Raw genomic sequence first — 13,080 nt, 5'->3', positions numbered from 1 at the left:
ACCGATAAAGCTCCGAAGGAGCGACATGTGTTTTTTATATTCTTAATAGGATACAATAAGTCGATTGGTAACACGGATAAAGCAGATTTACTTCGTAAAAACGCGGATTAAAACGGATTATCGATATGAATTTTTAGTTAGATTATTAAAAAATCCGTTTTAATCTGCGTCTGATTAGACGGTTTTTCAAGAAATATCGATATAAAAAAAGGCTGTCCAAATTAATGAACAGCCTCTTTTTTTTATTTATTCATTCATCAAAGTTTCAATCTCGTCCACTTCGACTGGAATATTTCTCATCAAGTTAAAAGGTTCTCCTTTTTCCTGAACCACAACGTTATCTTCTAAACGGATTCCGAATTTTTCTGCCGGAATGTAAATTCCCGGTTCAACCGTAAAAACCATATTCGCTTTCATTGGTTCGTGAAGCAATCCGTAATCGTGTGTGTCCAATCCCATGTGGTGTGAAGTTCCGTGCATGAAATATTTTTTGTAAGCCGGCCATTCCGGATTTTCATTCTGAACATCAGCTTTGTCTAATAAACCTAAACCAAGTAATTCAGAAGTCATGATTTTACCTACTTCGATATGATATTGTTTCCAAAGTGTTCCTGGTGTAAGCATTTTTGTAGCTTCATTTTTAACGTTTAAAACGGCTTTGTAAACTGCTTTTTGTCTTTCAGAGAATCTTCCAGAAACAGGAATTGTTCTAGTCATATCACTTGAATAATTGGCATATTCAGCTGCAACATCTAATAAAATTAAATCTCCGTCTTTACATTGCTGATTGTTTTCGATATAATGTAAAACATTTGCATTGTTTCCAGACGCAATAATTGGCGTGTAAGCAAAACCTTTAGAACGGTTACGGATGAATTCGTGCGCTAATTCAGCTTCGATTTCATATTCTGTAACATTTGGTTTTACGAATCCTAATAATCTACGGAAACCTTTTTCTGTAATATCACAAGCGTGCTGAATCAAATCGATTTCTTCGCTTTCTTTTACAGAACGAAGTCTTTGTAAAATTGGGTTGCTTTTTGCTACATTGTGCGCTGGATAACGCTCTTTCCACCATTTTACAAAACGAGCTTCACGAGTTTCAGTTTCGACTGATGCACGGTAATGTTCGTTGGTATTGATGTACATCGTATCAGCGTATGTCATCATTTCGTTCAAAACTTTATGAAAATCCTGTAACCAATAAACCGTTCTAATTCCCGAAACCTGAAAAGCGCGTTCTTTAGTCAGTTTTTCGCCTTCCCAAACTGCAATATGATCGTTGGTTTCTCTTAAGAAAAGAATTTCTCTTTGGTGCTCATAAGGCGCATCCGGAAACAAAAGCAAAACACTTTCTTCCTGGTCTACACCGCTCAGATAGAAAATATCTCTGTGTTGTGCAAATGGTAAAGTACTGTCGGCACTAACTGGATAAATGTCGTTTGAGTTGAATACTGCAACAGAATTAGGTTTCATTTCAGCCATGAACTTTCTGCGGTTTTTTACAAAAAGAGCGCTGTTTATTTGATGATATTTCATAATTATTTCGTTTTTGAACTTCGAATTTCAAAATTAATGATTTTTGAAGAAGTGGCGTATAATAGATTTATTAAAGTTTTCTTATTTATTGTTTTTGTCACGAAGGAGCTAAGACGCGAAGTTTTTTATACCGCAAAGGGCGCTAAGGTTTTACGCAATGTTCGCAAAGATTTCCTCAATATTGTCATTGTGAGGAACGAAGACACGAGCGATAGCGAACTGGCGAAGCAATCACACTCGAAACTCTACAAAGATTGGTAATTTTGTCTCACGCAGATTTAGCAGATTTGGCAGATTTTTTCTCTTTAGCGTAGTAAATAACCACAATCTTGTCAATTTCGACCGAAGGGAGAAATCTCCACAAGTAGCTCGACAAAGATTGATAAACACAAAATTTTTGTCATCTTGACGAAGGAAAGATCACACTCGAAATTCTACAAAGATTGGAAAATTGATAATTATAAAGTTTTGGATGTGCCCCTCCAGGTCGTCCCGATAGCTATCGGGATTCGGCGATATCTTTTATTCCGCTCCGCTACATAAAAGGCTCTATTCCTCACGCAGACTCGGTTCCATAAGAAGTTTGGTTTAGAAAATGAGTTTTCAATTATAGTAATTTGTATATTGTTGCTTTAAGGAAAACTAATAAAACTTTAGATTAATGATTCTGAAACTAATAAATAGAATTTTAAATAAACGAAAGTCAATCTATATTGCAGAAACACAAATTCGGTTTAATGGAGAGAAATATTATGAAGATATAATTGAGACACAAATTACGAATAAAGAAACGGTAATAGGTTTAGGCAGAGGTATTGAATTGGTTTTTGAAAATGGTAAGCCTTCAAAAGCATATCAATATTATGAAGAAATGCAGGGATTGACTGTTTATTCCCGGACTAAAGAGCGAGAACTGCAATCTGATGAAACTCAATACAAAGTACCAGTTTTTACAATTAATTATATTCTCAAATTTCAGGAAAACCCAAATGGACTTCATCAATTAGGAGGTGATTTTTCGGATGAGTTCAAGTGTCCAAGTAATAATTGCTGTATTCCTTTTCAATATTTAGGATTCATTAATAATGAAGATGATAATTTTAAATGGTTACCGTTTAAAATACATTTAACTTGTCCTATATATTTGAATTTTGAAGAAATTTTTCTTGATTATTCGGATCATTCATTTCCGGTTATTTTAAATTTAGAAGATGTCGAGACTTGTGATACATCTTTTAACGAGGTTAAAAAAGATTCGGTTATAATTTTTGAAGAGCAAAGATTTGATTTCAAAAAAAGTGTTGAGTATTCGGGTAATATAGATTCAGGAATGCCAAATTGGATGCAGGGACAATATATTCCTACTTGTCCAAAATCCGGAAGAAAAATGAAATTTTTATGTCAATTGCACAATGGCTCAAAAATGAAAAGTTCTAATATAGTCCCTGAAAACGATTGGAATAAAAATTATTTTGAAGAATTAAATTTTTGCGGAGGAGATCTTTATGTTTTTTTTGAGCCAATATCAAAGGTTGCTTGTTATTTTATTCAATATACCTAAAGAGTGTGAATTTTCAATCCATTGAATAGCAATATGAAAAGGTACAAAAAAACCGAAGCCCTAAAAAGCTTCGGTTTTTTTTACCCTCTTATTTATTAGCAATTTTTTCTTCTAGATATAAGATCTGTTTTTTCATGCTTTCAATGGTTTCCTTTCTAGATTCGGCTAATTCTTTGTAATTAATGGCTTTTTCTTCTATAGTTTGAGATTCTGAGCAATGAATATTTTCATTTTTGATCATTGGCCCTTCATTTTTAATCAACCATTCGCAATTATAATTGGGATAAATTTCAACAATTTTTGAAATCCATTTTGATTGAATATCACTATTATTAGCTATAGCTCTTGACAAAACGCCTTTACTTGCGCCTATAATTAGCTCAAGCTTAGAGATTGTTATGCCTTCATTTTCGGCTATCTGTTTGAAATTTTTCAAAATACCATTCATAGTTGTAAGAAAATTATCGTAAAATAATTTGCTTCTGTTGAAAATTATCATACATTTGTTTCAAATTTTAAAACAAAAAAAGCAATGGACAAAAGTAAAACAAAAAATTACAAATCCTATGATTCTACTGTTTTAGAAGCCTTGTTCCTTAAATATAAGGTTTCAAAATATTACATCCGTCAATGTATAAATGGAACAGTGCAGGGAATAAAACCTGATAATATTAAAAAGGATTATGTAATGATGGAAAAGGCAAATAGAGATGCGGCCTTCAATCTTGTTAGAAAGACACTCTAAGAAGATTTTCAAAGAATGCGGAGAGGAAGATGAAGTTGAATTATTAATTATAATATTTAAAATGAAGAAGAAGTTTTTTAAGCTTAGCCTTGTGTTAAGCTGTATGATGATGAGTAATATGTATTCTCAGGTGGGTATGCCAACAAACAACCCAAATAAAAATGCGGTCTTAGATTTGAACAGAACAGACGGTACTAGTGCAAAAGGTTTGTTGTTGCCAAAAGTAGCTTTGGCAGGAACAAATAACGTGGCGCCAATGACAGCTCATGTTTCTGGAATGCATGTTTGGAACACTGCAACAACAACTGGAACAAACGCAGTAACGCCAGGAGAATATTACAACGATGGTACAAAATGGGTGCGTGTAGCTTCTTTGACAGATGCATGGATTCAAGATGGTAATAGTAATGGCGCAATTAAAGCAATAGGAACAAATGATGCTTTTGATTTGCCTATTGAAACCAATGGAGCAGAAAGAATGCGTGTGACTACAACAGGTAATGTAGGTATTGGGACTAGTAGTCCAAATGCAAAATTGGATATAAGGCCAAATCCAACTAGTACAACAAATCCGGGAGTTGCTTTTTTGGGTATTGGGACAACGACTATTACCGCGCCTACTGCGGGTTCAGGTGCAATTAGATACAACACTGGTTCGGGTGGAGTATTGGAATATAGTAACGGTATAGTGTGGAACCAGCTTTCAAGTACGGTAGTGAAAAGTACGGTTGTGGCGAAAAAGGCTACATCTCAATCTTTTGTGTCTGGTGGATTGGGCGCTAATGTGATAAATTGGAATGAGATTGTAGATAATAATAATACATTTAACCCAACAACAGGCGTTTTTACGGCGCCTAGAGACGGACAATATTCGGTATCCTTTAGTTATGGGTTTCTTTGGTCGACTATTGTAGCAGGTTCGCAAGTAGAAGCATTGATTTTTATAAATGCTGGTGCCGATACTAGAAAGAGTGTTAATGCCTTTGCAGCTGCTGGGGGATGTATGGCGGGCTCTTCAATTTCGTTTGTACTGGATTTAAAGGCTGGAGATCAGGTAAATCCGCGTATTTATCATACTACAGGAGCTACACAAACTTTGCGTGTTTCTGCTTCTGCGTCATCAGCTGACGATGGATTTGTGAATTTTTCAGTGTCTGAGTTGTAAATTAAATATTTATCTTGATTAGTTATTTAGTCTACTAATTTGAAATTCATACCCGATCGCGAGGATTTGTAATCCGTGCCCACAATAGTAAGCATAATCAAATACATGAGAAAACCGAAGCAATTAAAAGGCTTTGGTTTTTTTGTTTTTTGCATCTTAGGAGAAAAAAAGTCACTTTATTTTTTGTTTAGAGAAGATACAATTTTTCTGACTATCGAATTGGTTTTGATTTTAGAATTGTGTAATCTTGACAACCCTAAAATTTTATAAATATGAAAACAGTTAAAATTATAATTGTTATTGTTTTGATGATTGTATTGTGGTTTTCAAAAGATTTTTTTTGGTATACTAATTTTAAGAGTTTTTATGATTCAGAAATTGCAGGAAAAATTATGGATATAAGACAGGCTCGGGGAGGTAAGCAATTTAAAATAAAGAATAACAATTATGTTTCTTTGTTTGCTGAAAATGATGAGGATATCAAAGTTGGAGATTCCATTTCTAAAAAAAATAAGTCAGTAGAAATCGAAGTTTTTAAAATTGAAAACAAGAAATGGAGATATTCTAAAAGTATTTTTGTAAAGAAAGATTTAGACTTTTATACCTTAATAGTTGATCAAAAATGAAACTAAGAGCTAAAATAAGAAAAGTTAAAAACCAAGACTTAGATTTCGTTTACAAAGCAATCTGCGAACTTGAAAATGAAATTTTAGATCTTAAAGTTTTCGAGGAAATTTTCAAAGAAAACATTGCAAACCCAAAAAATCTGTATCTCATTGCCGAAAACGAAAATGAAGGTTTAGGTTTTATTAGCTTTCATACCCAAAATCTGCTGCATCATTGTGGATTGGTTGGAGAAATTCAGGAATTTTTTATTCATCAAAAGTATCGCGGTCAAGGCGTTGGAAGGTTGCTGATAAATGAGATTTTAAATTTTGCAGAAGAGAATAATTTAAAAAGCATCGAAGTAACCACAAATAAAAAACGAGTAGAAAATGTGGTGATTTATGAGAATTTGGGTTTTGCTTTGAGTCATAATAAGTTTACGATTTATAGGTAAACCAAGAATGATCAGTTTAGTTTGTCATCCTGACGTAAGGAAGGATCACACAAGTAGCTCCGCAAAGTAAAGCTGACAATCTTTGTCGAACTTCGAGTGTGATCCTTCCTTACGTCAGGATGACAAAAATTCAGCTGATTTTAATTTTACACTTTTTTCAAACCAAATGACAATAGAAAAAGCCAGCATAACCGATAACGAAATCCTAACGTCAATAACCAAAAAGTCAAAAGCCTATTGGGGATATTCGGCAGAACAAATTCAGAAATGGGATAAAAACTTAACTATTTCTCAGGATTATATCCGAGAAAATAACGTTTTTAAATTGGTTGATAATGATTTAATTATGGGGTACTACTCTTATGTTTTTAAAGATGAAAAAGTAATCGAACTTGATAATTTATTTATATTACCGGAATATATTGGAAAAGGATTTGGGAAATATTTAGTTTTCGATTTTTTAAACCGAATAAAAGAAGAGAAAATAGAAAGAATAATTCTCAACTCAGAACCAAACGCTGAGGAATTTTACGCCAAAATGGGATTTGTAAAAATTGGAGAGTTCGAAACTTCCATAAAAAACCGTTTTATGCCCATTATGGAAATGAAAATAATAGAATGAATCACACAACTTAATTTGTTTTTAGAGCAAAACAATAACTTGTATATATAATTTATGGCTGATAAATTACAAAAGTACGTTGAAGAAAAATTAGCTGACGAGTTGAATAGAATAATCAACTCAAGTGATCATAATCATATTACCCAGTTAAATGAATTTGAAAAAACAATCATCTATCATTATACTGATTACGGTAATGATTCCTTAAATGAAAAATTAAGGAATGACTACAAAATGCCGGAATTTGGAAGATATTTAAACCATTCACTCAATAAATTACCAAGTTATAAACTTCTTTGTTACAGAGCGGTACCATACAACAGATCAAATTTGCAAAAATATTATGATGCGTATGAAGATGGTTCTGTCATTGTCGAAAAAAGTTTTTGGTCTTGCAGTAAATCGAGATTAATAGCGCAGATGTTCTGTTCGAGTCCGCTTTTCATAATAATATCTAAAAGAGGTAAAGACATAGAAAAAAATAGTAAATTTGGAGGAACTTGGGCTCAAAATGAACAAGAAGTCCTGTTTATGTCTGGTTCAAAATTTAGGGTGCTGGAGATTGAAGAGAAAGCGGGAAGAATAACAATAACATTAGAAGAAGTTTGATATGGATTTAGTAAAAGAATATAAAGAGAAATCAAATTTTAAAAATGAAAGAGAAGTATTAGCTGTTATAACATCTGTTTTTGCGGAGCTTTTTGAGCTTGGAACTATTAGGTCAGAGTATAAAAGTGAACATACTATTAATAAAAAGGAAGATGTTAATTCTTTTAATGTAAAATTATTAGAATATATTTTGTCTAATGATTTTGTGACTTCAAAAGAAACAAAACTGAATGTCGTAAAATTATTAGATGATTTGAATTATAGAATCGAACTGCTTCATTTAATGAACGAATCTAATAAATCTGCTTTAAAAGATCTTAAAGAAACGTCAGAACGAATGGGGCGAAAATTCATGTCGTCTGAAAAAAAATAAATCTACATTGTAAGATGTTTTAAATTGTGTCCTAAGAAAGCCTGCAAAATTATGTATTTTACAACTGAAAAAAGATCAAGTTTGAGGGTTAATAGGCAGAAAAACAATTGAAATGTCGAAACTAAATCCCTCAATAAAATATCATTTACTAATAGCTGCTCTCATCGGTTTGTGGCTTTTCATTTTCGCTTTCATTATAAAACCTTTTGATGATGGAACTATAAATTTCAGAGCTTGGCTTTTTATAAGTTTTGGTTTTAGTGTAATGGCGTTTTTATGTTATGGTTTTTTATCTATTATTCAAAAAATCTTTTATAAGAGAATTGGAAAATGGAATATTAGCTTAGAAATCGGGGCTATTTTTCTCTTTTATTTAATGTATTTTATTGGGGTTTTCGCTTTTTACAAAAGCCCAATTTTAAATGGCGGTTATACTTTTTTCCAATTCTTCTCGATAATATTTATAAAAGTCGCTTTGGTCTTAACGCCTGTAATTGTTCTTGCCAGAAGATATTTGATCAAGTTAATTCCGATAAAAGACGATGTTTTACTATTTAAAGGAGAAAACAGATTAGACATTCTAAAAATCAACAAAGCCGATTTAGTCTGCATTTCGAATGCGCAGAATTATGTTGAGATTTTTTATCTTGAAAATGATAAGCTTCAGTCGAAACTTATTCGGTCTTCACTCAAAAAAGTGCAGAATGATTTTGGTTTTTTAGTTCAAATCCATCGGTCGCATTTAATAAATCCAATGCATTTTAAATCTTGGAGAAATGCTAATACGATTATTTTAACTCAAATTGAACTTCCGGTTTCTAAGAACTATAAAGAAGTTTTACTGGCATTGTAAATTTCATCCCTAAAACAATGTATTTCGTACCAAAGTCAGTAAAATTAGGCTTTGCAGAAAGTTTTCATTTTAGTTTTGCTTCATCAATTTTAAAAACAAATTATGAAAACAAAATATCGTTGCTTGATTGGATTAGTATTTTTTCTAATTAGTTATTTATTCTTCTCTAAACTGTTGCCAAGTTTAAGTGAATCAATAGATTTTGCACATTGGTTTAATTTAATTGGCGCTTGTTTTTTGCTTTCGTTTAATGATGTATTTCCAAAAACAAAGATGAATAAAGTAGCTTCTGTTATGACAGCTTTAGGTGTTATTGCACATATCGGACTCTGTACAATTGATTTTATCATGTCAAGTTACGGAAATAATGAAATAGAAAAAGCGGAACTAAGTCAGCATATTAGCAATTCTCCATTGCTTTTTTATCCATTTATAGCTGTTGGGCCTTCTTTGCTTTTTCTTGGTTTGGCGGTTCATGCCTGTACTTTTATAAAAACAGAAACTCTAAAATCTTTAATGGTAATTGTTGGTTCAGTTGCGGTTGGATTTTCTTTTTTTGCTTTGAAAAATGGTGTTTTGATGGTTTTAAGTTGTGTGGTTTTTGTTTTAGGATTGGGATTGTTGCTTTATAAAAATCAAACCGAAAAATTACTGAACAAATAAAATTTGTATTTTCGTTCCATAATTAAAACTTAAAGATTGAAAAAACACATAAAATATCTAATCGCGCTCTTTATGGCTTTTGTCGTGATGGCGGGCGATGGTACTTTGTATTCTCAATCTAAATCGGCAGATTATTACGAATCTTCATTTGTAGTTTCAAGAAGGGAATTGGATCTTAAAAGTTCTCGTTTCTATAAATTTGGACAGGTTGTTTCTTGGAATGAAATACGATTTTCAATTGTTTTAAATTTTCTAAATGTTGAAAATGTCTTTACTTTTCAAATCAAGAAACTGCTCAAATTACAAAATCTGCTTCATCAGGGACTAATATCATTTATAAGTCAATCTGTTTTTATAAATGAAATAATCATTTCAAGACATTTTAGTAAAAGTTTATACAACGCTTAAGAAAATTTATTTCTGAGGCTTTATGCGATCTCAAAGCATAAGATGAAATAATAATGTCTAATCATTTATCATTTTCAAAATGTATAAACAAACAAACAAACACGTTTGGAGCAATCTAAGCGACCGCTTCTTCATTGGATAAAAAGAAAATTTATAATTATCATAACGGCTTTTATGCTAGGAATGGCCAACGGAATGCACACCGAAGACACCGAATTAAAGGAAATCAAAATTATACCGAACAGCATAAGAAGGATTGATTTTTTGTTGTTTAACCGCAATCCCGATAGCTATCGGGATTGCGGTTAAATTTTAAAAAACATAAAAACAACAACAACGCTAGAATGAAGCTTTATTTTGCAATAAATTATTGATATTTCTTACGAAGGCATTCCAAAAGTTTTTATTTTTGAGAAATTTCTTATGATATAAAATAGGGTCGGGTTGATGTATTGATCATTGAAACAAAGATTGCTGAAATTTTAAAGGAAGTAAAAGTATATATAATTAAACACAATAATGATAAAGTCTTATAAAACAGTATTAATCATTCAAATTATAGTAATCCTGATTGGCTGTTTTGTGCTTCATGATTTTCATTACACAAACGATTTTAATCGACTTCCAACAACTATTGTTTTATTGATTGGTTCATCAGTTTTAGTTTTATTGGTGTTTTCAGTACTAATTCAAATGTTGATTGCGGGTATTTTTTATTCGAATTCGACCATTGATGAGGGAAGCAAGAATTTAGCAAATAATAAATTTTGGAGAAATTCCTTTTTGATTAATCTCGGTTTTGGAATTCTGGCTTTTATGGTTTCTATTGTGGCAATTGTTTCAGATCTGGATTTAGCGGTTCCAGGATATGATTCTAGTGATCGATTTTTTATTTCTTTAGCAATTTTAATCATTTCCAGTTTGGTAATTAGTCTTTTACTGCACATAAAAAAATCGGTTAATGAAATAACAAAGCTGTTAGGATTTTTAATGGTTTTGATTTCTGTAATTGTTTTTGCAGGATCATTATTTGTCGCTTCGACTAACGCATTAATGGTAAAATCCTATAATCGTGACAGTTTATATGGGATTTTGAAAAATTTATTTGGAGAAGATGCCGAAACTCCTTCAAATGAAAAAAAAGTTACAAAAGTGGTAGTTCCTGTAAAAGTAGAAAGTAAGAATGATGAAAACGAATCAGATTACGATTACTACGGATTTAGTAAAATGAGTTTTCCGGATCTTGAAACGGGAGATTATTTTATGGAGCTTTTTGATGAATCCTATACCAAATCAAAGGTTCAGGAGCTTTTCGGATTTTTTTTATCTGATTTTTTGAGTCTGGACAAAAAGGAATCGATTTGTTATTTGAGAGGCTCAATAGAATCAGGTTTTTATTCTTATAGATATGACGATTTGGTGGCGGTTGATAAAATGATTGGGCGAAACTCTGAATCAATTCAAAAAACATTTGATAGTTATAGTCCTTTGATTTATGCTTTTATTTCAGATGAAACTTATTACGATTCCAATCTAAATGTTATTGTAGATATTTTGATCGAAAGTCATAACGATCTTTATAGGACTGAAAATCCGGAAGAGGCTTTAAATAAAATCTATAAAATAATGGTTTTAGGAAAAAACACACAGTATCCTGATTTTCATTATGAAGAACTTAGCAAGTTTGCTTCGAAAAAAGTATTGAGTTTAATTAAACAAAATACAAAAGGCGATCCAGATCCTGATTACAGCATAAAAGTGAGTACATTTTGGGTTTACAGTTTTTGGACAAGAAGATACAAGGAAAATAATATTGATGTTGTATTTGATATTCTTCAAGAAATTAAACAGCATTATGAAGTTGATGATGCTCAATAATTTTCATAAAAAAACCGAAGTCATTTCTGCTTCGGTTTCTATAGGAATTTAGATTTTCTTTATTGAAATTTAATCAATCCATTTATAGTATCTCGCTCCAATCAAAACAGGAATCTCTTTTTCAATTCTGTCCAAAACCCATTCGTTTTTAGGAGTTCTCACACTTTGTTTTTGCTCTTTTTTATGAAGACTTTCATAAGTGTTGAAATTAATTTCTACGCTTTCCGCTAAATTTTCAAAAAGTTTTACATTCTCCAAAGCCGATTTCCATTCTGGTTGAATAGTTCCTTCAAAAACTTTCGATTTCGATCCGCTTCCGTAAGCCAGAAAACCAAATTTAGTTCCTGAAACTTCTTTGTCTGTGTCATAAAAATGAGCCAAAGTCGATAATAATCCCATGAAAATAGAACCTGTATAAAGGTTTCCAATTAATGAAGAAGCCAATTCAGCAGGTTGTAATTTCTCGGTTACAAAACTTCTGTAATCTTCTGATTTTGCTACTTCTTTAATTTTTGTTTGATAATCTGCTGGCGCAATATCATCGGCGATAATTTTTTCGGCACTATCTAAGGCATAAATTTCAGATAACATTCTTCTTCCTTGGAAAGAATAGGGCAAATGCATTACGATACTGTGCCAAGTGTTGTATAAAGTTTCGGTAGTATTTTTTAACTTTTTGAATGAAAAGTAGGCATTGCGCGTACGATCCATATAACATTGGTTGGAATATTGTCCGTCAAAAACCGGCTGGTCTTTATGAATTTCGATTTCGGCTTCTAAATTATCAAACCAGGAATCGTTGTTGGTGCTTTTTGTAATTTCTTCTTTAGCGATAGTTCTGTACGGTTTAAAGAAATCGAAAACCCCTTTTGTGCTCGTTGCCCAATTATCATCAAAAGCAATAATTTTTGGGTTCGCAGATATCAACATCGCAACAGCTCCCGCTCCCTGAGTATATTCTCCGCCAGAATTCAAATCATATTTTGCAAAATCAGAAGTAACGACGATGGCTTTTTTAGTTGGATTTAATTTTACGAAATCCAAACAGTTTTGCATCGCGTCAACTCCTCCAATACAAGCAAAAGTAAAGTCAACAACATCGCATTCTGCCAAAGAATCTTCGCCAAATTTTTGCTCCATTAAACTAATTAAATAAGAAGCGATAGGTTTTGAGCTGTCCACACCGCTTTCGGTACCAACATAAATTCTGCTGATTTCTTTTAAGTCAATTTTATTATCAATGATAAGTTTGGTTAAAGCATTTGCACCAAAAACAACCGCGTCCTGATGAACATCCGGGAAAGTCATTTTTAATAAGCCAAGACCTTTTTCTAATTTTTCTGGTTCGATATTTCTGGCGATTGCCAAAGTTTTTATGGGTAAATGTATGTTTGCTACGTCGAAAGATATAGCATCAATTCCTGTTTTCATTCTTATTTTTTTGAGCGGCTAAAGGTAAAACTATGTTGTGGAATGACAATTTTTTACTTTAACAAAATTTATGTGCAATCAAACTTTTAAAGAAAACAAATCAAAACTTTGAATAAAATAACAATATGATAAATTTTTGGTAATCTACTTAGAATTGAATTTTCTCGGTAGAG

The 13,080-nt window shown here is 32.0% G+C and carries 16 protein-coding genes; 13 read left to right on the top strand and 3 right to left on the bottom strand.

What is annotated here, in order from left to right; translation table 11 throughout:
- Positions 1-246: 246 nt before the first annotated feature.
- Positions 247-1,539 (bottom strand): aminopeptidase P family protein, encoded by a 1,293-nt coding sequence (locus ACFS3A_RS13335; RefSeq protein ID WP_379826058.1) that lies wholly within the window; start codon positions 1,537-1,539, stop codon positions 247-249.
- 36 nt (positions 1,540-1,575) lie between these two features.
- Between ACFS3A_RS13335 and ACFS3A_RS13330 the strand changes: the two genes are divergently transcribed.
- Together ACFS3A_RS13330 and ACFS3A_RS13325 are read left to right on the top strand one after the other, a co-directional pair.
- Positions 1,576-1,800 carry a hypothetical protein gene (locus ACFS3A_RS13330; protein WP_379826057.1) on the top strand — a complete coding sequence of 75 codons (225 nt, stop codon included), beginning with the start codon at positions 1,576-1,578 and terminating at the stop codon, positions 1,798-1,800.
- A 400-nt stretch (positions 1,801-2,200) separates the two neighbouring features.
- Positions 2,201-3,100, top strand: coding sequence for a hypothetical protein (locus ACFS3A_RS13325; protein WP_379826056.1), 900 nt, complete (start codon positions 2,201-2,203; stop codon positions 3,098-3,100).
- 88 nt (positions 3,101-3,188) lie between these two features.
- On the opposite strand, the gene ACFS3A_RS13320 is transcribed toward ACFS3A_RS13325, so the two are convergent.
- A complete protein-coding gene (locus ACFS3A_RS13320) occupies positions 3,189-3,599 on the bottom strand; it encodes a hypothetical protein (protein ID WP_379826055.1) in 411 nt (136 codons plus the stop codon).
- 33 nt (positions 3,600-3,632) lie between these two features.
- On the opposite strand from ACFS3A_RS13320, the gene ACFS3A_RS13315 reads away from it, so the two are divergent.
- The 11 genes from ACFS3A_RS13315 (at position 3,633) to ACFS3A_RS13265 (ending at position 11,476) form a co-directional block, all read left to right on the top strand.
- On the top strand, positions 3,633-3,845 hold the full coding sequence (locus ACFS3A_RS13315) for a hypothetical protein (protein ID WP_379826053.1): 213 nt from the start codon (positions 3,633-3,635) through the stop codon (positions 3,843-3,845).
- 61 nt (positions 3,846-3,906) lie between these two features.
- Positions 3,907-5,010, top strand: coding sequence for a C1q-like domain-containing protein (locus tag ACFS3A_RS13310; protein ID WP_379826051.1), 1,104 nt, complete (start codon positions 3,907-3,909; stop codon positions 5,008-5,010).
- 272 nt (positions 5,011-5,282) lie between these two features.
- A complete protein-coding gene (locus tag ACFS3A_RS13305) occupies positions 5,283-5,636 on the top strand; it encodes a hypothetical protein (protein WP_379826049.1) in 354 nt (117 codons plus the stop codon).
- Positions 5,633-6,070, top strand: a complete 438-nt coding sequence (locus ACFS3A_RS13300; protein ID WP_379826048.1) for a GNAT family N-acetyltransferase — start codon at positions 5,633-5,635, stop codon at positions 6,068-6,070. The genes ACFS3A_RS13305 and ACFS3A_RS13300 overlap by 4 nt, the downstream gene beginning before the upstream one ends.
- 166 nt (positions 6,071-6,236) lie before the next feature.
- Entirely contained in the window at positions 6,237-6,692 is a 456-nt protein-coding gene (locus tag ACFS3A_RS13295; protein WP_379826046.1) for a GNAT family N-acetyltransferase, read from the top strand.
- 54 nt (positions 6,693-6,746) lie between these two features.
- Positions 6,747-7,301, top strand: a complete 555-nt coding sequence (locus ACFS3A_RS13290; RefSeq protein ID WP_379826045.1) for an ADP-ribosyltransferase domain-containing protein — start codon at positions 6,747-6,749, stop codon at positions 7,299-7,301.
- Between the two features lies 1 nt (position 7,302).
- Positions 7,303-7,674 carry a hypothetical protein gene (locus ACFS3A_RS13285; protein WP_379826043.1) on the top strand — a complete coding sequence of 124 codons (372 nt, stop codon included), beginning with the start codon at positions 7,303-7,305 and terminating at the stop codon, positions 7,672-7,674.
- Positions 7,675-7,786: 112 nt separating this feature from the next.
- Positions 7,787-8,527 (top strand): LytTR family transcriptional regulator DNA-binding domain-containing protein, encoded by a 741-nt coding sequence (locus tag ACFS3A_RS13280; RefSeq protein ID WP_379826042.1) that lies wholly within the window; start codon positions 7,787-7,789, stop codon positions 8,525-8,527.
- Between the two features lie 102 nt (positions 8,528-8,629).
- On the top strand, positions 8,630-9,190 hold the full coding sequence (locus ACFS3A_RS13275; protein WP_379826041.1) for a hypothetical protein: 561 nt from the start codon (positions 8,630-8,632) through the stop codon (positions 9,188-9,190).
- Between the two features lie 36 nt (positions 9,191-9,226).
- Positions 9,227-9,598, top strand: a complete 372-nt coding sequence (locus ACFS3A_RS13270) for a hypothetical protein (protein WP_379826040.1) — start codon at positions 9,227-9,229, stop codon at positions 9,596-9,598.
- Between the two features lie 519 nt (positions 9,599-10,117).
- Positions 10,118-11,476 carry a hypothetical protein gene (locus ACFS3A_RS13265; protein ID WP_379826039.1) on the top strand — a complete coding sequence of 453 codons (1,359 nt, stop codon included), beginning with the start codon at positions 10,118-10,120 and terminating at the stop codon, positions 11,474-11,476.
- Between the two features lie 69 nt (positions 11,477-11,545).
- On the opposite strand, the gene ACFS3A_RS13260 is transcribed toward ACFS3A_RS13265, so the two are convergent.
- Entirely contained in the window at positions 11,546-12,907 is a 1,362-nt protein-coding gene (locus ACFS3A_RS13260) for a hydroxymethylglutaryl-CoA synthase family protein (protein ID WP_379826038.1), read from the bottom strand.
- Between the last annotated feature and the right edge of the window lie 173 nt (positions 12,908-13,080).

The sequence above is a fragment of the Flavobacterium notoginsengisoli genome (genome assembly GCF_042686225.1).
In the GTDB taxonomy this organism is placed as follows: domain Bacteria; phylum Bacteroidota; class Bacteroidia; order Flavobacteriales; family Flavobacteriaceae; genus Flavobacterium; species Flavobacterium notoginsengisoli.
The sequence above is the reverse complement of the archived record's forward strand: the minus strand, read 5'-3'. Positions and strand labels throughout refer to the sequence as shown.

What these genes read in the sequence shown, in the direction of transcription:
- ACFS3A_RS13295 (WP_379826046.1), top strand. Translation starts at nt 6,237, where the DNA reads ATGACAATAGAAAAAGCCAGCATAACCGATAACGAAATCCTAACGTCA.
- ACFS3A_RS13280 (WP_379826042.1), top strand. Translation starts at nt 7,787, where the DNA reads ATGTCGAAACTAAATCCCTCAATAAAATATCATTTACTAATAGCTGCT.
- ACFS3A_RS13315 (WP_379826053.1), top strand. Translation starts at nt 3,633, where the DNA reads ATGGACAAAAGTAAAACAAAAAATTACAAATCCTATGATTCTACTGTT.
- ACFS3A_RS13285 (WP_379826043.1), top strand. Translation starts at nt 7,303, where the DNA reads ATGGATTTAGTAAAAGAATATAAAGAGAAATCAAATTTTAAAAATGAA.
- ACFS3A_RS13265 (WP_379826039.1), top strand. Translation starts at nt 10,118, where the DNA reads ATGATAAAGTCTTATAAAACAGTATTAATCATTCAAATTATAGTAATC.
- ACFS3A_RS13320 (WP_379826055.1), bottom strand. Translation starts at nt 3,599, where the DNA reads ATGATAATTTTCAACAGAAGCAAATTATTTTACGATAATTTTCTTACA.
- ACFS3A_RS13300 (WP_379826048.1), top strand. Translation starts at nt 5,633, where the DNA reads ATGAAACTAAGAGCTAAAATAAGAAAAGTTAAAAACCAAGACTTAGAT.
- ACFS3A_RS13330 (WP_379826057.1), top strand. Translation starts at nt 1,576, where the DNA reads ATGATTTTTGAAGAAGTGGCGTATAATAGATTTATTAAAGTTTTCTTA.
- ACFS3A_RS13305 (WP_379826049.1), top strand. Translation starts at nt 5,283, where the DNA reads ATGAAAACAGTTAAAATTATAATTGTTATTGTTTTGATGATTGTATTG.
- ACFS3A_RS13335 (WP_379826058.1), bottom strand. Translation starts at nt 1,539, where the DNA reads ATGAAATATCATCAAATAAACAGCGCTCTTTTTGTAAAAAACCGCAGA.
- ACFS3A_RS13325 (WP_379826056.1), top strand. Translation starts at nt 2,201, where the DNA reads ATGATTCTGAAACTAATAAATAGAATTTTAAATAAACGAAAGTCAATC.
- ACFS3A_RS13275 (WP_379826041.1), top strand. Translation starts at nt 8,630, where the DNA reads ATGAAAACAAAATATCGTTGCTTGATTGGATTAGTATTTTTTCTAATT.
- ACFS3A_RS13310 (WP_379826051.1), top strand. Translation starts at nt 3,907, where the DNA reads ATGAAGAAGAAGTTTTTTAAGCTTAGCCTTGTGTTAAGCTGTATGATG.
- ACFS3A_RS13260 (WP_379826038.1), bottom strand. Translation starts at nt 12,907, where the DNA reads ATGAAAACAGGAATTGATGCTATATCTTTCGACGTAGCAAACATACAT.
- ACFS3A_RS13290 (WP_379826045.1), top strand. Translation starts at nt 6,747, where the DNA reads ATGGCTGATAAATTACAAAAGTACGTTGAAGAAAAATTAGCTGACGAG.